The 18989-nt window shown below is 45.4% G+C and carries 14 protein-coding genes; 11 read left to right on the forward strand and 3 right to left on the reverse strand.

Translation table 11 applies throughout. The features are described from left to right. Window positions 1-18 precede the first annotated feature (18 nt). Together IGI71_RS04460 and abc-f are read left to right on the forward strand one after the other, a co-directional pair. Entirely contained in the window at window positions 19-1287 is a 1269-nt protein-coding gene (locus IGI71_RS04460) for a dicarboxylate/amino acid:cation symporter (protein ID WP_010747676.1), read from the forward strand. A 359-nt stretch (window positions 1288-1646) separates the two neighbouring features. Further along, on the forward strand, window positions 1647-3116 hold the full coding sequence (abc-f, locus tag IGI71_RS04465) for a ribosomal protection-like ABC-F family protein (RefSeq protein WP_010747677.1): 1470 nt from the start codon (window positions 1647-1649) through the stop codon (window positions 3114-3116). Between the two features lie 156 nt (window positions 3117-3272). Here abc-f and IGI71_RS04470 read toward each other — a convergent pair whose 3' ends face one another. The 3 genes from IGI71_RS04470 to IGI71_RS04480 all read right to left on the reverse strand — a co-directional run bounded on the left by IGI71_RS04470 (window position 3273) and on the right by IGI71_RS04480 (window position 6994). Continuing rightward, window positions 3273-4418 (reverse strand): cation:proton antiporter, encoded by a 1146-nt coding sequence (locus tag IGI71_RS04470; RefSeq protein ID WP_010747678.1) that lies wholly within the window; start codon window positions 4416-4418, stop codon window positions 3273-3275. Window positions 4419-4622: 204 nt separating this feature from the next. After that, complete coding sequence (locus tag IGI71_RS04475; protein WP_010747679.1) at window positions 4623-5420, reverse strand: alpha/beta hydrolase; 798 nt, start codon at window positions 5418-5420, stop codon at window positions 4623-4625. Continuing rightward, complete coding sequence (locus IGI71_RS04480; RefSeq protein WP_010747680.1) at window positions 5417-6994, reverse strand: PucR family transcriptional regulator; 1578 nt, start codon at window positions 6992-6994, stop codon at window positions 5417-5419. Before IGI71_RS04480 ends, IGI71_RS04475 begins: the two co-directional genes overlap by 4 nt. Before the next feature lie 116 nt (window positions 6995-7110). Between IGI71_RS04480 and fdrA the strand changes: the two genes are divergently transcribed. The 9 genes from fdrA (at window position 7111) to IGI71_RS04525 (ending at window position 18853) form a co-directional block, all read left to right on the forward strand. Further along, window positions 7111-10119 carry a DUF1116 domain-containing protein gene (fdrA, locus tag IGI71_RS04485; RefSeq protein WP_010747681.1) on the forward strand — a complete coding sequence of 1003 codons (3009 nt, stop codon included), beginning with the start codon at window positions 7111-7113 and terminating at the stop codon, window positions 10117-10119. After that, window positions 10109-10930, forward strand: coding sequence for a DUF2877 domain-containing protein (locus IGI71_RS04490; RefSeq protein ID WP_430616188.1), 822 nt, complete (start codon window positions 10109-10111; stop codon window positions 10928-10930). The genes fdrA and IGI71_RS04490 overlap by 11 nt, the downstream gene beginning before the upstream one ends. A gap of 15 nt (window positions 10931-10945) precedes the next feature. Further along, window positions 10946-12196 (forward strand): MFS transporter, encoded by a 1251-nt coding sequence (locus tag IGI71_RS04495; protein WP_005225376.1) that lies wholly within the window; start codon window positions 10946-10948, stop codon window positions 12194-12196. Then, window positions 12193-13125 carry a carbamate kinase gene (arcC, locus tag IGI71_RS04500; protein ID WP_008379201.1) on the forward strand — a complete coding sequence of 311 codons (933 nt, stop codon included), beginning with the start codon at window positions 12193-12195 and terminating at the stop codon, window positions 13123-13125. The genes IGI71_RS04495 and arcC overlap by 4 nt, the downstream gene beginning before the upstream one ends. Window positions 13126-13138: 13 nt before the next feature. Then, window positions 13139-14356: a dicarboxylate/amino acid:cation symporter gene (locus tag IGI71_RS04505; protein WP_010747683.1), complete on the forward strand. Its 1218-nt coding sequence runs from the start codon at window positions 13139-13141 to the stop codon at window positions 14354-14356. A gap of 48 nt (window positions 14357-14404) precedes the next feature. Then, the gene (allD, locus tag IGI71_RS04510) at window positions 14405-15466 is read left to right on the forward strand and encodes an ureidoglycolate dehydrogenase (RefSeq protein WP_010747684.1); all 1062 of its coding nucleotides are present in this window, start codon (window positions 14405-14407) and stop codon (window positions 15464-15466) included. A 228-nt stretch (window positions 15467-15694) separates the two neighbouring features. After that, window positions 15695-16177: a single-stranded DNA-binding protein gene (ssb, locus tag IGI71_RS04515; protein WP_034695396.1), complete on the forward strand. Its 483-nt coding sequence runs from the start codon at window positions 15695-15697 to the stop codon at window positions 16175-16177. Between the two features lie 293 nt (window positions 16178-16470). Further along, a complete protein-coding gene (locus IGI71_RS04520; RefSeq protein WP_010747687.1) occupies window positions 16471-17181 on the forward strand; it encodes a gamma-glutamyl-gamma-aminobutyrate hydrolase family protein in 711 nt (236 codons plus the stop codon). A gap of 28 nt (window positions 17182-17209) precedes the next feature. Beyond that, window positions 17210-18853 (forward strand): peptide ABC transporter substrate-binding protein, encoded by a 1644-nt coding sequence (locus IGI71_RS04525; RefSeq protein WP_010747688.1) that lies wholly within the window; start codon window positions 17210-17212, stop codon window positions 18851-18853. The last annotated feature ends 136 nt before the right edge of the window (window positions 18854-18989 follow it).

Below are 18989 nucleotides of genomic sequence, written 5' to 3' on the forward strand. Positions count from 1 at the left end.
AAAAGTGAGGCAAAACAGATGAAAAAACGATCCTTAAAAATCAGTTTGACCAACCAAATCATGATTGCAACGGTATTGGGGATTTTTTGGGGCGTTTCCTTTCCCGGTTTAGGTGATCAAATGCAGCTAGTCGGGGACTTCTTCTTGCGACTGATTCAAATGTCTGTGGTCGTGCTGGTCATGGGCTCGGTGATTGAAGCGGTGGGGGGACTTGATCCAAAAGAATTAGGTGGGATCGGCGGGAAAGTCTTCCTCTGGTTTACTGGATCGACCCTCGTCGCCGCTATTTTCGGTCTCTTGTTCGCCTTGATCTTCAAGCCTGGCGCAGGCCTTGATCAGTCGCTGCTGCAAAGTACAGAAACCGCATTAAGTACCAGCAACATGGAAGAAGTCATCTTAAACTTTGTTCCACTGAACATTATTCAAGCCATGGTGGAGCAGAATATGATCCAAGTGATTATTTTTTCGCTCTTCTTTGGCCTTGCCTTGAGCTTGATCAAGCATGAAAAAAAGAATCAGCTGTTTCTAGATATGATCAGCAGTTTTAATAATATTTTGATAAAAATGGTCAGCATGATCATGAAGTTGGCGCCGATCGGGATTTTCGGCCTTGTTGCTTCCTTAGTAGAAGATACCGGTATTCGTGTGTTGGGAATGTTAGCCAGTTTTTTATTGACGTTAGCAGCAGCATCTTTGCTCTTTTTGTTTCTTTGGTTTCTCTTGACGTCACTCTATTGCAAAGTTTCCTTGTTTCGTTTGATAAAGAACATGTGGCGCCTCTCGGTGGTTTCCTTTACGACTACCTCTTCTGCTGTTTCATTGCCGTTTCAAATCGAAGATGGCAAAGAACGATTTGGGATCAGTGATCGAATCAATAAGCTCGTGATGCCTCTGGGCATGACCTTAAATAGCAATGGGCTCTCCTTATTTTTAGCCCTGGCAATCGTAACCGTTGCTCAGGCGTACCAGATCCAATTGAGCTGGGGGGATCTTTTGCAAGTGGTCTTGTTGTCCTCGTTGGCATGCTTGGGAACGATCGTCGTTCCAGGCGGCGGATTAGTCACACTGGCTACGGTTTTACCTATGTTAGGACTGCCTAATGAAAGCATCGCCTTACTGGCTGGGATCGATTGGTTTTCTGGGATGTTTCGGACCCTCTTGAATGTTGACCCTGACGTCACGGTGGCGTTGATCGTTGCTCATGATGAAGGAGAACTGGATCATGCAGTCTTCAATGGTGAAAAAGCCTCGGTCAAATTAGCAGAAAAAATCACCGATGGCGTATAAGACCAATCATTCTTGTGATGAAACTTTACTCTTTTTTGAAAACGTGTTACGATTGATTCGTTGATAGACGAAAGAAGCTTCCTGAAATACCGTAAACGGTAAACAGTAGCGGCTGATTTTCCGCTCGTCGTTCAACAGACAACTACGACAAAAAGAGGAGGAAAAAACATGACAGCATCGATGAAATTGTGGATTGACCTTTTGAATAGCTAATTTAAATCTATTTCAAAAGTCTAGGCAATCGTGATTTCAAGGGATGAGTGTCCTCTTTTTTCCAATTTCTTATTAAAATCAGGGTATAGCGGTAGGCTATGCCCTTTTTTTGTTCTTGCGTTTTCCTAGACGGGAAGGACAGACTGATGGAACAATTAAGTGTAAAAATAAACAATCTAATCAAAAATTATGGGTCCAAAGAAGTACTGAACATTGAAGAACTGAGCGCCTATCAAACGGATCGTATCGGGATCGTGGGCGCAAACGGGCAAGGCAAGTCTACCTTACTGAAGTTGATTGCGGGAGTCGTCGATCCTGATTCAGGAACGATCCAAAAAGAAAATTCGTTTCACTATTTCCCGCAAATCGCTGAGGTGACTGAAAAGACGGAGGCCCTTGACTGGGCGCTGTTCGGTCGTTTTTCGATCACAACAAATGAATTGGCGACACTAAACGGCGGGGAGGAGACCAAATACCGGTTGGCACAAACGTTATCTTCCTATCAGTTAGGACTTTTGCTCGATGAGCCAACGACCCACTTGGACCAGCAAGGAATTCAAGTCTTGATTGATGAACTGCAGTATTATTATGGCACCCTGATCGTGGTCAGTCATGATCGGTATCTATTGAATCAGCTGGCAACGAAAATCTGGGAAGTCGATCAAGGAAAAGTCACCGAGTATTCTGGCAATTATGACAGTTACCGACAGCAAAAAGAGCAAGCGGCACAGCGTGTTGCCTGGGAGGCTGCGCAGTATCAGCAACAAAAACAGCAGTTGACCCAAGCAATCCAAAAGAAAAAAGAACAAGCGATCAAGAGCAGTCGTATTTCTGAAAAAAAGCGGCAGCAGAACATCCGACCAGACCGTTTGTCGTCATCAAAACAAAAAGACACGGTGCAAAAGTCATTGCAAAAAACAGTCAAAGCCATGGAAAGCCGCTTGGATCACTTGGAAGAAGTGAAGGGTGTCGCCCGGCAGCAGGCGATTCGTTTTCCAGTAGTCCCTGCAGTGGAGTTGCATAATAAACGACCGATTCGTGGGGAGCAAGTAACCATTCAAAGAGGGGCGAAACGTTTGCTAGACAGCAGCAGTTTCCAGTTTGCTGCCGGGAAGAAAATCGCTATCGTGGGTCCGAACGGTTCGGGAAAGTCGACTTTACTAAAAGAAATCATCGCAGGCGGAGAGGGAATCTATGTATCACCGAAAATCGTCTTTGCGGTCTACGAGCAAATGGGCTATCGAAAAAACAGCACCACCCCGCTTTTGACGGAATTGATGGCTCAAACAGACTATCAGGAACCACTGGTCCGCAGTATTTTACACAATCTGGGATTTAGCCAGATTGACGTGATGAAGCCAGTCAATGTGCTAAGCGGCGGGGAAGCGACACGGGTCGAGCTCGCACGCATTTTTACTCAACCTGCCAATGTTTTGATACTTGATGAACCGACGAACTTTATTGATCTGCCGACAATCACCGTCTTGGAACAATTGATTCGCAGCTATCGAGGCATGGTTTTGTTCACATCTCACGATCAAGCGTTTATCGATGCCGTCGCGGATGATGTGTATCAAATCGATCATGGAAAATTAACATTGGTTTCCAGTAACTAGCAGCATTGTCGCTTTTATAACTGTATAAAGAAAAACAGCGCGGGAAAGGAAGCGACCGCCCAACGTTCGATCAACAATCGGCCGTTGAGCGGTCACTACAAAACCCGTGCTGTTTTTTTCGCAATCATCGGTATCGCCTAGCTGTTGCTACATCGCTTAATAAATCTTTTTCGTAAAGTATTTTAAGATCAGGGGAGAGATCAAGGTACTCAACAAGACAACGATCACCAAAGGGGAATACAATGCGGACGAAATCAATTGGTTTTGTTGACCAATCTGCAAAATGATCAATGCCATTTCACCTCGGGAAATCATTCCAGCTCCCACCATCCAAGCACTGTTGTTCGAGAATTTCGCGATTTTCGCCCCGACATAGCCGCCGACCAGTTTGGTCAAGATCGCGACCACGGTAAAGGCAAGAATAAAGAATAATTGCTCATTTAAGCGGGAAAAATCAACTTCTAAGCCAACGCTGACAAAGAACACCGGAATGAAGACGGCGTAACCTAATGCTTCGACACTGTGTTCCACTTCCTCACGAACCTTCGTTTGACTGACAGCGATCCCTGCGAAGAAGGCACCAATGACAGAGCTTAACCCAACGAGGTCAGCAAGATACGCCATTCCTAAGCAGATGATCAGTGACATGATGATCACCGCGGAATTTGCAAATAGCTTTTCTGCAAGTACCAATAAGAACGGAGCGATCCATTTCACCAATAGAAAAATCAACACAAAATAAATCAATTCTACCAATAAGGTGACCGGCAGTGGTGTTGCTTGGCTGCTTTCACCGCCTAAAAAGGAAAGGCTAAGACTCAAAACCAACACGACCAAAATATCATCCACGACGGAAGCACCAAGAATCGTCGACCCTTCTTTCGTATTCACCACATTCAACTCTTTCAATACTTCGACAGAAATACTGACTGAGGTGGCAGCTAATACGATCCCGAAAAAGAACGCTTCTGTGGGACTGCTTTGAAAACCGACCCCCGTGGCATACCCGAAGAGCATAGGGAACACGATCCCCAAAAGGGCAACGAGCATCCCTGGACGAAAATAGCGTTTCAATAAAGAAATATCACTTTCCAATCCCGCTAAAAACATCAGCAAAATAACACCAATCTCTGAAAAATCATGAACTAGAATATCTGGATGGACCCAATTGAGTCCTGCGCCTCCTAATAAAACCCCCGCTAACAACTGCCCGATAACAGCAGGAACGCCCATCCGTCTCGCCAGATGCGAGAAGAGGGTCGTCGTGATTAGGATCAAACACAAAATCCCGACAAAATGCATAAAACCTCATCCTTCTTTCCTTAACATACTCCCCTTTAGTATAGCATTCTCTCTTGAATTGAGCCTGCATCAAGCTTTTTTTGAATAAAGGGATATTCGGAAACGGTTCCTTTTTCGAAAAGTCGGATAAAGTTAGATCAGATGAAGGCATTCTCATTGGCTACCAAAATAAAAAAACGTTACTTTCGGTTTATTTATAACAAATTAATGCTCTAGCCAAAGGGCGAGCTGCTGAAACACCATTTGGACTTGCGGCTCCTCGAAGTTTTTCAAAAAGTCGTGGGGCAAATCATAGACAGGGACAAATTTGCTTTTAGGCACTTTCTTCAAGCCTTTGCTGTAACGAAAAGGAACTTCCTCATCGGTACTGCTGGCACTGCTGAAAATTGGAGGAAATTGAGCAAGCAGCTCAGGATCAATGGCATAGTCAGAAAGAGCTTCAGCTGTTAGACCATAGATCGTGGTGAGTTCTTGCTGTTGAACCCAATAAACATAAGGCAAATAGCGCTGAAACTGCGGATCATCCCAAACGATCTCGGTTTGATCCAAAGAAGGGACTTGATCTTTGCTTAAGAGCGGCTGCTGCAAGACTCGTTTGTTTTCAATAAAAGAAAGATCGGTATACCCATAAAAATTGACCAGTTTTTCAGGCAATCTCTGTTGTTCCTTCAGTAATTGCTGGGTCAGCGTCAGCATCAAATAACCGCCAGCTGAGCGTCCGCAGAAACAAAACGGGTTATCTTTAAGCACAGTTGCTTGCAATTCTTGAAAATTTTGCCAGTTCAGCGCCATAATCTCCGCTAACGAGGAATTGGGCGCCAGTAAATAATCGACTGTGAGGACGCTGTATTGTTGCTCTTGAAATAGTGCGATCAGTGATGCGGGAATGTCTTGGCGGGTTCCATAAACAAAACCGCCGCCGTGAAAGTAAATCAGGTATTTCTCCGAAGCAGGATAAAGGGACACCGAAGCACCGGTGGTCAATTGCCATTCTTTTTTCATTTTGCTTGACTCCTTTTCTGAAGCTCTAATAAATAGGTGCCGATCTCGTAATTGACTAATTGGATCGGACTTGTCAGATCGATCTCTAGTAGCTGTTCGATTTTGCTTAGCCGGTAGCGAATCGTTTTGGCATGAAGAAACAAGGTTTCAGCTGTATTTTTGTAATTGCGATTCGTGATAAAAAAGGTATACAGCGTTTTGAACAGCTCTTCATTTTCTTCCGAGAGTTGATACAGCTTCGGGGGAATGCTTTGCTGCAGCTTTTCCAGTTGGTTCTCCTTGATAAAGGAACTAAAGATACCTAAGTCGCTATAGGCAATGATCGGCGCCAAATAAAACTGCCGATTGAAGCGGATCGCATCCAAACACTCTGGCAGGATCTCTTTGATCTGTTCCTTGCGCAAGACTTCGCTGACCACCAAGCAGCCATGTTCATCGGCTAATAAGGCATTATCAAAATGTGTCTGCAGCATCTGTTTCGTCACCTGATGGGCGATCGATTGGAAATTATAGAGGATCACCAAATAATTGTGGTGTTCGAAAAAGACGTGGGGTGTTTTCAATGCCCGTAGCTTGTGTAAAACGACGGACTTACGCTCCTTATCTTTAAAGCTGTTGGAAGCAAAGGCGATGCCTTGGTAGAAATCGTAGCGATCCAGTTGCGCTTCTTCTAACAAAAGATCCAGCTCAGCCAAATTACTAGGAGTGTTTTGTAAGATCGCATCGGCAAGATTGTTCATGCGATTGTAGCGTTCTTTCTTCAACAAATACTCCATTTGGAGGCGTTCATAAATGACGTCGATCACATTTTCAATGATCATGACTTTTGCCTCAGGGATCTGCGAATCTTTCTGATAAACGATCAAGGTACACAGATCATTGTAAGGATTGATGATCTCTACTTTTATGGCAGTCACATATTGATTGTTCTCATGAGAAAATAATTCCAAATATTCGTAGTGGTTCTTGGTAAACTCGATGGTTTTCATGGGTTCTTGTTTGGTCACCACGAAATTCTTAAAGGATTGACCGACGGACACATGCACATCTAAATGGGGGATGCGCAACGAACAAGGCTTTTCGATCAATTGATAGAACTCCTGCATGATCTGATCGAAAGAAGAGTGGTTGCGCTCAACTTTCATGAAGCGCTGGCGAACTTCGTAATAGGTACGCAGCAGCTGGGTTTGGTGATTCAGCAATGGTTCGTAAACCGCTAGCATGATGGCTTCATAGCTGACTTCTTGCTGCACTTTGATCAGAGGGATCTGATAAGCAAAGCTAAGCTCGATCACCCAATCTGGGATCATAGGGATCAAGCGATCCACTTTGATCACTAAACCGCTGACACCGATTTGCTGCATTTTTTCAAAAAAAACACGCAGTTCCTCAGGGGATTGGTCTTTGAAGGCATAAAAAGAAGTCAAAATCAATTGATGGGCTTTGCTCCATTTCTCGATGTCCATCGCTTCCAGCACCATGACGGAACCGACGGAATTTGTTAAACCAATGGAGCCAGTCAGGACTTTACTTTTTTCAAAAAGCGGCAGTTCAACCAATTCTTTTAATTTCATAAAATGCTCCTTTTTTCTCTTTTGGATAAAAAGTATAGCATTTTTTTAGAACTTTATCCAATGAAAACGCAAACAAGGCTCGTTAGAATGAGAGTATAAGAAAAGGAGGAGAACAAATGCTGCACACAGTAATCTTAAAGAATAACTACCAAGATTCCATTAACTTAATGCTGCTGACGAATACGATCAATGATCTAGGCGATGTCGAAATGAGTCAAATCATGATGGGGACGGACGCAAACAAAGACATATTAAATAACACTGGATTGCTTTCTGAAGAGGCTGAAGGTGCTTCACCCAACGATATGATGATCGTGGTCGATAGCCAAAACGAACAGATCATGGATCAAGTAATGCCAGCGATCGATTCATTTTTAGCTGATCTTTCAGCAAAAGATCAAGGCAAAGAAACGCCAGCGGCGGCTTCATGGCAAGAAGCCTTGAGCGCAATGCCGGATGCCAATGTTGCATTATTTAGTATTCCTGGGGAATATGGCGCAGCCGAGATGGAAAAAGCCTTGAAAAATGACTTGCATGTTTTCTCGTTTACGGACAATGTCGCTATCGAAGATGAAGTGCGTTTGAAAAAGCTGGCTCATGAAAAAGGCTTATTGATGATGGGGCCAGACTGTGGAACCGGTATTATTTCCAGCATTCCGATTGCCTTCACGAATGTCGTGGCACCAGGAAACATCGGCGTCGTTGGTGCCTCTGGTACGGGGATTCAAGAAGTGACGACGATCATTGACCGATTAGGCGGTGGTGTCGTTCATGCCATCGGGACCGGCGGACGTGACTTAAGCGACAAAGTTGGGGCGATCACTGTCAAAGATGCCATCGTTGCTTTAGAAAATCATGAACCGACAGATGTGATTTGCGTGATCTCGAAACCACCTGCAAAAGAAGTGCGGGATGAAGTCGTTCAATTGCTGCAAAGTATCAGCAAACCTGTGGTAGCGATTTTCTTAGGAGAAAAACCAGAAGCCCATGAAGGAAAAGTTTATTTGGCACATACTCTGGAAGAAACAGCGCGCATTGCTGTTGATCTTGCCAATGAAGAACCCGTCAAGGCGAACTATTTTGAACGCGTGGCAACCCCAGATGTGCCCAAACTCGCTGAAGACAAAGTGGTCAAAGGTCTTTATTCTGGCGGTACATTAGCTGCCGAAGCAGGAATGCTGATCTCCGAAGCCTTGAATCTAGAAGGCCTTGTAAAACAAGAAGGCTATATCTTGCATTCCCACGGCTATGATGTGATCGACCTTGGTGATGATATCTATACCCAAGGCAAACCGCACCCAATGATCGATCCTGAAGTGCGCATCAAAAAAATCGAAGACTATGCGCAAGATGAGCAAACAGGGGTCATTTTATTTGATGTGGTGTTAGGTTACGGCGCACATGCAGATATGGTAGGAGCTTTGTTACCAGCCATCGAAGCTGTACAGCAAACAGCCCAAGCAGCTGATCGCGCGCTGTACTTTGTTGCTACCGTCTGCGGAACTGAAAAAGATCCGCAAAACTATCAAGAAGCAGTCAACCGTTTGAAAGCAGCTGGCGTCTATGTGGCACCAAGCAATGCTCAAGCAGTGCAATTAGCCCTCGCCTTAAAAGGGGCGACTCTTTCTGAAGCAGACAAAGCGGTCAATGACTATACTGGTAGCAAAGTTGAGGTGCCGACAGTTAGCGAGAAAGTGATGGAGCTGTTGACCACCAAACCGCGAATCATCAATGTTGGCTTACAAAGCTTCAATGAATCGATCCTGCAATATGGCGGGAAAACAGAACAATTTAACTGGCGTCCTCGTGCCAACGGCAACAAGAAAATGATCCATATTTTAGACGCGTTAGAAGAATTTGACGAAAAAATCACAGCTGAAAACCAAGCAGTGACGGATAAAATCAAAAATGCCCAACCATTCTTGATCGATGTCGTTCCAGCTAAATCAGTGATCGCTGAATTAAACGAAAGCCAGAAAACCTTGCTGCATGCAGGACCGCCGATCCAATGGTCGGAAATGACGGGACCGATGCAAGGGTCTTGTATCGGCGCTGCCTTGTTTGAACGCTGGGCGAAGGATGAAGACGAAGCCCGCCGCTTACTCGAAAGTGGGGAAGTCCGCTTTATGCCATGTCACCATGTCCAGGCAGTTGGACCAATGGGGGGAATCACTTCTGGGAATATGCCTGTCTTTGTGGTTGAAAACCGCCTTGTCGGCAACAAAGCCTACTGTATTTTGAACGAAGGGATCGGTAAAGTCTTACGATTTGGTGCCTATTCACAAGAAGTCATCGATCGTTTGGATTGGATCAAAGACGTCTTAGGACCAACCATTGCCAAGGCATTGCAATTAACAGAAGAAGGCATCAACTTGAATGTATTGATTGCCCGGTCGATCACAATGGGGGATGAATTCCATCAACGAAATATTGCAGCATCATTGAACTTTTTGAAAGAAATCGCGCCGTTGATCATCCAAACAGAGATCGATGAAAAGCAAAAATATGAAGTGATCAAGTTCTTAGCAGATACCGATCAGTTCTTCTTGAATATCATGATGGCAACCGGCAAAGCCATCGTTGACGGTGCCCGTGTCGATGCCAAAGGAACGATCGTGACCACCATGACGAGAAACGGTGTCAATTTTGGGGTTCGTGTCGCCCAAACAGAAGACCAATGGCATACTGCACCAGTCAATACGCCGAAAGGTTTGTACTTTACTGGGTTTACCGAAGCAGATGGCAATCCTGATATTGGGGACAGTGCCATTACTGAAACCGTCGGCGTTGGAGCAATGGCGATGGTAGCCGCACCAGGGGTAACACGCTTTGTCGGCGCTGGGGGCTTTGAGGATGCGCTGGAAACTTCCAACGAAATGGCAAAAATCTGTTTCGGTCATAATCCGACCTTCTCGATCCCAACATGGGACTTCCAAGGGACTTGTTTGGGGATCGACATCCGCAAAGTCGTTGAAACAGGCATCACCCCAATCATTAATACTGGGATCGCCCATAAAGAAGCAGGTGTCGGTCAAGTCGGCGCAGGCACGGTGCGTGCACCGTTAGGCTGTTTTGAAAATGCCTTGACGGCTTATGCGAAGGATCTGGGGATCGATGTTGACTGAGAAAATTAAAATCAGTGATTATCTAGACTCACTGCAACGATTCGGTCGTACCGGTCGGGTGCATAGCGTGTTTGATCGTTCATTCAATGTGATGATCGGGCAGCAGCTGGTCAATATCAACAACTATCGCAACTATTTAACTGGCTTCGGCGTCTTTTTACCCGATGCATTGTTTGAACAAGTCCTACCTTTGATCGAAGTCGGCAATCGCGTGCAAGTCCGAGAGCATGGTCTGACCTTTTACAGCACAAAAGGAACATTTTCTCTTTCATTAGAGGAGAAAGAATTGGTTTCGCTGCAGGTGAAGGAGTTATCCTTCACCTCTGCGGAATTGCAGCTTTTGAAAGAAATACTGCTTCAACAAGAACTAGAAACCAAGATTGGGTTGCCAGAAGATGAGAAAACCCAAGCAGTGTTTGCGGCATTGCGGCAGTCTGTCTCAGATTGGGAACCAATCATTGACCACCTGATTGGTCGCGGCAAAGGATTGACACCTAGCGGCGATGATCTTCTCGTTGCCTATCAAGCGATGCTCTATGCCTTGCAGCAGCCAGAAGCCGAAACGTTAGCGCAAGCATTGGCAAAACCGCTGTCTACGACGGATGTCAGCCTTGCATATATTCAAAGTGCCAGTCAAGGGTATGTCAATTCGGTAATGCTGCAATTATTCCAAGACGTAAAAAGCAAAAACCCACAGGTGCTGGAAAACGACGTGCAGCAGCTGATGTCCATCGGTCATTCGTCAGGCAAAGATCTTAGCTTTGGGTTGTTGTTAGCGTTGGAGTCATTGTCACTTGAGGAAAAAGAATAGAAAAGGGGAGAAATCATGGAAATCAGTAACCAGAAAGATGCGGTCAAAGTAAGCAATTCTTACTGGAAAAAAGTCGTTGCTATTTTCTTTGTCGGCTGGATTTTAATGTACGCCACACGGACGATCTTCAATCCAATCATGGGTGTGATCGGTGAAGAATTCAATTTAAGTAACACACAACTAGGACTTGCCAATAGTATTTTCTTTTTGACTTATGCCGTTGCGCAAATTCCTTTTGGGATCATCGGCGACAAAATCGGTCGCAAATTAGTGATCGCTCTAGGCTTTGTTTTATTGGCGGTGACTACGTACTTCAGTGGGCTAGCCACAAGCTTTGTTTTGTTTTTAGTGATTCGTGCCATTGCAGGGATTGGTCAAGGTGCCTATTACGGTCCGCAATACGCATTGTCTACCGAAGCGATTCCCGACAACAAACGAACCGTCGGAAATGCCATTATCAACAGTGGGATGGCGTTTGGAACGTCTGGTGGGTACTTGCTTTCTAGTAAATTAGTCTTGGATAACGGGGGCCATTGGAGCCAACCCTTCTTCCTAATGGCAATTCCGACCTTGATCGTCGGTGTCTTGTTCTATTTTGTTTTGAAAGAAAAAGTGATTCGTCCAGAAGATGAAGGACAAGAAATAAAAGAAGAAGGGCCGAAAGAAAAGATTTCCTTGAAGCAGATTTTTTCAAACCGCAATCTCGTGGCAGCCTTTGTTCTATGCTTTACCAGCATTTATGCAAACTTTGTGATCATTACTTGGCTGCCGCAATTCTTGATTGCCGAGCGTGGCTTTGAAGGGGCGAGTGTCGGCTTTATTGCTTCCTTAGTCCCATGGGCATCAATTCCAGGTGCGTTGATTTTTGCTCGATTGAATGATAAAACAGGCGCAACGAAAAAATTAGTCTATTTATTGGTCCCATTGGCGACCCTTTCCGTATTTGCCATTGCCTTTGTAACGGATCGTACCTTATTGATCACTGTTTTGATTTTGTATGGATTGACTGGCAAGCTGGCGCTTGATCCAATCGTCGTGACCTTTGTGACGAAAAACGCACCAAAAGGCGCCTTAGGAACGACCTTGAGTGCCTATAATTTTATCGGGATGTCGGGGTCGATCTTAGCACCTTATGTTACTGGCTTTTTAGCCGATTCTTTAGGATCGATGCAGGTCGGGTTTTACCTGTCTTGTCTATTACTGCTGATCGGATTAGGTGTTTTTGCCGTATTAGCAAAGGAAAATCAGAAGGAGAGCATAAAATGAGTTTGAATGTGATCGCGTTAGGCGGCAATGCTATTTTAGATAAAGACCCTAGTGATGAAGGACAAAAAGCAGTTGTTGCGCAAGCAGCACGTTATATTGCCGATTTTGTCGAAAAAGGGGAAAAAGTCATTGTTTGTCACGGCAATGGACCACAAGTCGGCAACTTACTGTTGCAGCAAAAAGCAGGGGAAAGTGAAAAAAATCCCCAATTGAAATTAGACAGCTGCGTGGCGATGACCCAAGGAAGTATCGGTTATTGGCTGCAAAATGCCTTGATCAATGAGTTTGCCACACGTCAAGCACATCCTTCGGTGATCTCATTAGTCACCCAAGTTCGTGTCGATCCAGCAGATCCATCCTTTGAGAAACCTTCCAAACCAGTCGGACCTTTTTATAGTGAAGAGGAAGCCAATGCTGCGATGGCAGCCAATGGCGGGGTATATCAAGAAGATGCTGGGCGTGGTTACCGGAAAGTGGTTCCATCCCCGAAACCGCAAGAAATCGTTGAAAAAGAAGCCATCAAAACATTGGTCGATGCTGGTGTGATCACGATTTGCGCCGGTGGTGGTGGCGTACCTGTCGTTCGCAACGACAATGGGTTTACTGGCGTGGAAGCCGTCAACGACAAGGACTTTACCGCTAGTGTCTTAGCAAAAGACGTGCAGGCCGATCGCCTGATCATTTTGACTGGTGTCGACAATATCTACATCAATTACAACCAGCCGAATCAGCAAGCCTTAGGGGAAATCAGTGTGGCACAAGCCAAGGGCTACATCGAGGAAGGCCATTTTGCAGCGGGTAGTATGTTGCCAAAAATAGAAGCTGCGATTGATTTTGTCGAAGAAGATGCAGCCAGAACCGCGATTATTACCTCAATCGAAAAGTTAGCTGAACTGGATCAGCATACAGGAACCATACTTCGAAAATAAAGAGGGGATCAAAGTGAAAGCAAAAAAACTACCGATGGTGACGCAGATCGTTATTGCCGTTCTTCTAGGGATTCTTTGCGGTTTGTTCTTTGGGCAAGCCGCTTCGTTCCTAAAAATTTTGGGCGATCTTTTCTTGCGTCTGATGCAAATGGCGATCCCATTATTGATCGTTGGCCAAATCATTCAAGCAGTTGGGGGGATTGCCCCGAAAGAACTCACTCGTTTGGGTGGAAAAACGATCGCTGTCTTTGGGATTTCCTCCTTATTCGCTGCTGCATGGGGCGTGCTGATGGCGCTCTTCTTTGCTCCAGGCAAAGGGATCGACTTTTCACAAGCTGCCGGCGAACCTCTGCAAGCACAAGAAATTTCTATATCAGAGACAGTGATCAACTTTATTCCCACGAATATTTTCGATGCGTTGAGTAAAGGGTCAATTATTCAAATCATCGTTTTTGGGTTATTTTTTGGTGTTGCCCTCAATCGCTTTGTGCAAAAGAAACCTGAGTCAGCTCTTTATGGGCTGATCGTGGATCTGAATGAGGTCGTCATTGCCATCATTCGTTACGTGATGATCGTGGCACCAATCGGTATTTTTGCTTTGATCGCTTCAACGATCAGCTCCCTGGGCTTGCAGATCATTTTGCCATTAGGCAGCTATTTGCTCGTCTACGGTCTAGCCACCGTCACGTTCCTTGGGCTGTGGCTAGTCTTGTTGACCGTGTATTGTCGGATCAATCCGTTACGATTGATCAAAAATATGAAAAATATGTCGGTCATGGCATTGGCGACAACCTCCTCTGCCATCACGCTGCCGATCGCTATGGAAGAATCCCAGAATAAATTAGGACTCAGTAGCCGCATCACCAATTTGGTATTGCCGTTAGGGATGTCTTTGAACAGCAATGGGTCAGCGATGCATATGGCGATTACAGTCATGACGATCGCCCAAATGTATCAAATCAACTTTGACGGGATCCAAATGGTGACGGTAGCTGTAACTGCGACTTTCGTTTCTTTAGCCAATGCAGTTGTTCCCGGAGCGGGGTTAGTTTCCTTGGCAATCATTGTTCCCCAGCTCGGTTTACCAATCGAAAGCATTGCGCTATTTGCTGGTGTCGAATGGTTTGTTGGTATGCTGCGGACGATCTTGAACGTGAACTCAGACGTCTATTCAGCGCTTTTGATCGCTAAGTCTGCTGATGAACTCGATCATCGCGTGTTTAATCAATAAGAGAAGCCGTTGCCAAGCGTGCTTCTCTTTTTCTAAGGAGGAGAAAAGATGGAAGAAATGAGCAGACGATCTCTGCTGGAATTAGAAGCATTGATGAAAAAGAAACTCTTGGCTGCTGGTTTGCCAGAAGCCGCTGCCAGTGAAACAGCGGCGCATTTGACCTTTGCGGATGCGTGCGGGATCCATTCTCATGGTGCCGTGCGGATGGACTACTATGCCGAGCGCTTAGTAAAAGGCGGCATCACGCTAGAACCAAACATGTCTTTTGAAAAAACAGGCGCCGCTACTGGAATTTTTCACGGAGATAACGGCATGGGGCATTATGTGTGCAACGAAGCGATTGCGATCGCCATTCATCTGGCGAAAGAAGCAGGGATCGCTGCAGTAGGAATCGAGCAGACCAGCCATAGCGGGACGATGGCGTATTACGTCAAACAGGCTGCTGAAGCCGACTTAGTGGCGATCGCCATGTGTCAATCGGATCCGATGGCGGTGCCTTTTGGTGGGACCGAAAACTATTTTGGCACCAATCCAATCGCGTTTGCAGCACCACGAGCCAATCATCCGCCGGTGGTTTTTGATATGGCGACAACGGTTCAAGCGTGGGGCAAAATTTTGGACGCTCGCTCGAAGAAGCAGCAGATCCCCGATACTTGGGCCGTAGACGAGCAAGGCTTGCCTACCACCGACCCCTATGCAGTCCAAGGATTATTGCCAATCGCTGGTGCCAAAGGATATGGCTTGATGATGATGGTGGATATTTTAGCTGGCTCGATGTTGGGCTTGGCTTTTGGTAAACAGGTCACCTCCATGTATGCGGATTTGACGGAAAAACGTCGCTTAGGACAATTTCTTCTTGTGATCGATCCGTCTCGTTTTACGGACACCGAAACCTTCAAGCAAAGCGTCGATCAGATGGTGACTGAGCTGCATGCAATCTCGCCAGTAAAAGGGCAATCACAAGTCTACTATCCTGGAGAGATCAGCCAAATACACTTTGAAAAAGCTCAGCAAGAAGGGGTCCTGATCCCCAAAGCGATCATCGATTATCTCGAAAGCGAAACCCTCCATTTTGATCGCTATGGTAGTCAAGATTCCTTTGCTAAATAAAGATTTGCAGAAGACGGTTGGTTCATAGGGGTATTGAACCAACTGTTTTTTTGCTGTGTGGAGCAAAGAGAATTTTTCCGTCAAAAAATCGCAGCTTTTTGACAGGAGCAGACGAATTCTTTGAGTTGGTTCATTTTTTTCAAAGCATTTCTTAAGCCATTCGCCCTTTGATTGCTTGTTTTTTGGAATATGGTAGAATAGGTCGCATAAGTTTAGATCACTCAAGAAATGAGAGAAAAGCGAGGATGCAGCGTGGCAATGAATAAAGTGGTTCTTACTGGGAAAATCGCAGCGATGCCTAGTAAAGAAGCGTTTGATGCGGCGGACGATCAGGGCGTACGTTTTGATCTTGTCATTGTATCTCAATGGCAAAACAGTGAAGAAGTGCATCATGAATGGTTTGCTTGTGTCGTTCATGGGAAACAGGCAGAGACCTTTTTACGGTATACTCAAAAAGGAGCAAGTATCAAAATCAACGGACACTTGCAAGGCTGTCCGTATGAAACAGCAGAAGGGCAAAGATTTTGTGCGGCAGAAGTGGTGGTGGATACCTTTCAAATTTTAGAGTTAGCAGAAGAACCAGCGACGCCTTTTCCTAAAAAGCGACCATCGACACTTGATGAAACGACGCAAACAAAGTCGATCCGCAATGAAAAAGATCCCCTAAAAACACAGATGCTGGAGTTTTTAAAAGACAATCGATTATTTTAATGACGAAACATGCGGAAAGCCACGGCTTCTCGCATGTTTTTTTACGTAGAGAAAGCATTGGCAAAATTCAACTATATCTGACTAGCGGTGTTCTTTATTGCGAATCAAAGAGGCGGTTGAATAGAATGGTGATTGTAATAAATGATCGCGAAAGTGAAAATAGTGTTTCACAAAAAGTGCCGATTGGTTTAGAATAGTTGAAACATATCTTGAGGGAAAAAGTGGCGCTTGCCTTGTTCAACTGCTAGATGCCGCTTTTTTCTGAAAAATTCGTTAATCAGGGAGGGATGTCGATGGGCAAACCAATTATAGGGATCGCTGCGAATGAAGTGCAAGATGCTGGCGATGTGCTGCATCATTTGCCGATCGCCTACACACCATTAGGGTATGTGCGAGCGATCCAGCAAGCGGGCGGACTGCCATTGCTCTTGCCAATCAGTGAACCAGCTATAGCCAAGGACTATGTTTCACAGATCGATAAACTGGTGTTAGCTGGTGGACAAGATGTTTCACCCAAGTTTTATGGGCAGGAGGCCCATCAGGCAACTGGAAGCGGCTTTTTGGCACGGGATGAGTTTGAACTGGCGCTGATCGATGAAGCGCTGCTGCAAAAGAAACCAATTTTTGCGGTTTGTCGGGGGATGCAGCTGGTCAACGTGGCCTTTGGGGGCACGCTGCAGCAAGACATCAGTACCTTCAGTGAGATCATTCATATGCAGGCGCCGATTCCGAAAGAAGTGCCGACCCATGCCATCGCGACGGCTGAAAAAAGCATGTTGGCTCGTGTATACGGTCAAAAAACAAAGGTCAATTCCTTTCATCATCAAGCGGTGGATCGATTGGCTCGTCCATTGCAAAAGACAGCTTGGAGTCCTGATGGCATCATTGAAGGCATTGAACACGTGGATCAGCGCTTGTTGGCGGTTCAATGGCATCCAGACTTTGCCTATGATGCGCTTTTACAAGAACAAGCGGTTTTCAAGTATGTCGTTGATGTGTTGTAAGAAAGAGGGTCACGCAAGGAGGAGAAAAATGAAAAAGAAAATGATTGGTATCACTGCTTTCACAGTATTGGTTTTAAGTGCCTGCAGTACCACGAGTCCCACGACGGATTCTGGACAGCAAGAGGAGCAAGGCGCTGTTGCGCAAGAGATTCAAGTGTCAACCGCGGGCGCCTTATCGACCCTTGATAGCGGGCAATACACGGATGTCAACAGTTCCGATATGATCGGACAAGTGGCAGAAGGGTTATACCGTCTGGATCAAGAGGGGGATCCTGAGCTTGCGATGGCCGCTGAAGAGCCTACGGTATCAGAAGATGGACTGGTTTATACCTTCACCATTCGTGATGCAACATGGAGCAATGGCGATCCTGTTACAGCGGATGATTTTGTCTACGCCTTTCAATATGTTGCCAATCCAGAGAACGGTTCTAGCAGCAGCAATCAAATGGATGTGTTGAAAAATGGCAGTCAAGTACGTCAAGGAGATGCTGAGGTCAGTGAGTTAGGTGCCAAAGCATTGGACCAGCAGACGTTAGAGCTGACATTGGCAAGTCCAATCTCGTATTTGGATCAGATTCTGGTCGGGACACCTTTTATGCCAAAAAACCAAGCGTTTGCTGAAGAAAAAGGTGCCGATTATGGGTTATCAGCGGAAAATTTTGTTGGCAACGGCCCATTCTTGATCGAAGGGTGGAACGGAACCAATGAATCATGGACGTTAACGAAAAATCCTGATTATTGGGATGCTGAGAATGTCCAATTGACCAAGATCGACGTGCAAGTAGTGAAGGAAACGGCAACTGGTGTCAGCCTTTTTGAAACAGGAGAACTGGACTACACCACCTTAACGGATACGTACGCACAGCAATACCAAAACTCAGCTCAAGCCAACTATGTGCCAAAGGCGCTGGTGGGGTATTTAAGTGCCAACCAAAAACGAGAAGTCACAGGCAATGTCAAGGTACGTCAGGCGATTTTACAAGCTATTGACAAAGAGGCATTTGCTGAAAATATCTTAGGTGATGGGTCCACTGCATTAAACGGCTTTGTGCCAAGCAACTTTGCCAAAGATCCTGAAACAGACCAAGATTTTCGTGAAGAAAATGGCGATTTACTGCCGTATGATCTAACAGCCGCACAAGCGCTTTGGGCACAAGCCAAAGAAGAGTTGGGACAAGACGAGATCACTTTGGAACTGTTGTCAGCAGATACAGCAGCAGCCAAGAAAACCATCGAATTTGTCCAAGGACAGTTAGAAACCAATTTGCCTGGATTAACCATCGATGCCAAGTCGATTCCTTTACAAAACCGCTTGGACTTGCAATCCCAAGGTGAATTTGATCTCGTCTTCGGGACTTGGACACCAGATTACGCGGACCCGATCAACTTCTTAGAATTTTATGATTCGACAGGTGGCTTGAATACCTCTGGGTATGCTAGTGAAAGGTACGACCAAGGGTTACAAGAAGCACGGACGACTTTAGCAAACGATCCAGTTGCCCGTTGGGACTTATTGAAAGAACTCGAGAAACAATTGATCGTTGAAGATACAGCCGTCTTGCCGTTATATCAAGGAGCGGTAGCGTATTTGAAAACAGATCGTTTGCAAGGAGTGCAAGTGTTTCCTTTTGGACGAACAGTATCCTATCGCCTAGCATCTGTCTCAGAATAAACAGGAAGTAAGAAAACAGAGGAACTTTTTTTCAACCAAGTGTGCTGACCAAACAACGCTTGTTGAAGTGAGGGGCATCTGTTTTTTTATTTTGCCAAATTCCTTGCAACGCTTAGGATAAACCGAGAATTCGTTT

Origin of the sequence: Enterococcus sp. DIV1279b, assembly GCF_050531515.1 — a bacterium.
GTDB classification, from domain to species: domain Bacteria; phylum Bacillota; class Bacilli; order Lactobacillales; family Enterococcaceae; genus Enterococcus_D; species Enterococcus_D casseliflavus.

Excerpts from the sequence above, each read along its gene's own strand:
- IGI71_RS04460 (WP_010747676.1), top strand. The coding sequence starts at position 19 with ATGAAAAAACGATCCTTAAAAATCAGTTTGACCAACCAAATCATGATT.
- abc-f (WP_010747677.1), top strand. The coding sequence starts at position 1,647 with ATGGAACAATTAAGTGTAAAAATAAACAATCTAATCAAAAATTATGGG.
- IGI71_RS04470 (WP_010747678.1), bottom strand. The coding sequence starts at position 4,418 with ATGCATTTTGTCGGGATTTTGTGTTTGATCCTAATCACGACGACCCTC.
- IGI71_RS04475 (WP_010747679.1), bottom strand. The coding sequence starts at position 5,420 with ATGAAAAAAGAATGGCAATTGACCACCGGTGCTTCGGTGTCCCTTTAT.
- IGI71_RS04480 (WP_010747680.1), bottom strand. The coding sequence starts at position 6,994 with ATGAAATTAAAAGAATTGGTTGAACTGCCGCTTTTTGAAAAAAGTAAA.
- fdrA (WP_010747681.1), top strand. The coding sequence starts at position 7,111 with ATGCTGCACACAGTAATCTTAAAGAATAACTACCAAGATTCCATTAAC.
- IGI71_RS04490 (WP_430616188.1), top strand. The coding sequence starts at position 10,109 with ATGTTGACTGAGAAAATTAAAATCAGTGATTATCTAGACTCACTGCAA.
- IGI71_RS04495 (WP_005225376.1), top strand. The coding sequence starts at position 10,946 with ATGGAAATCAGTAACCAGAAAGATGCGGTCAAAGTAAGCAATTCTTAC.
- arcC (WP_008379201.1), top strand. The coding sequence starts at position 12,193 with ATGAGTTTGAATGTGATCGCGTTAGGCGGCAATGCTATTTTAGATAAA.
- allD (WP_010747684.1), top strand. The coding sequence starts at position 14,405 with ATGGAAGAAATGAGCAGACGATCTCTGCTGGAATTAGAAGCATTGATG.
- ssb (WP_034695396.1), top strand. The coding sequence starts at position 15,695 with ATGAGAGAAAAGCGAGGATGCAGCGTGGCAATGAATAAAGTGGTTCTT.
- IGI71_RS04520 (WP_010747687.1), top strand. The coding sequence starts at position 16,471 with ATGGGCAAACCAATTATAGGGATCGCTGCGAATGAAGTGCAAGATGCT.
- IGI71_RS04525 (WP_010747688.1), top strand. The coding sequence starts at position 17,210 with ATGAAAAAGAAAATGATTGGTATCACTGCTTTCACAGTATTGGTTTTA.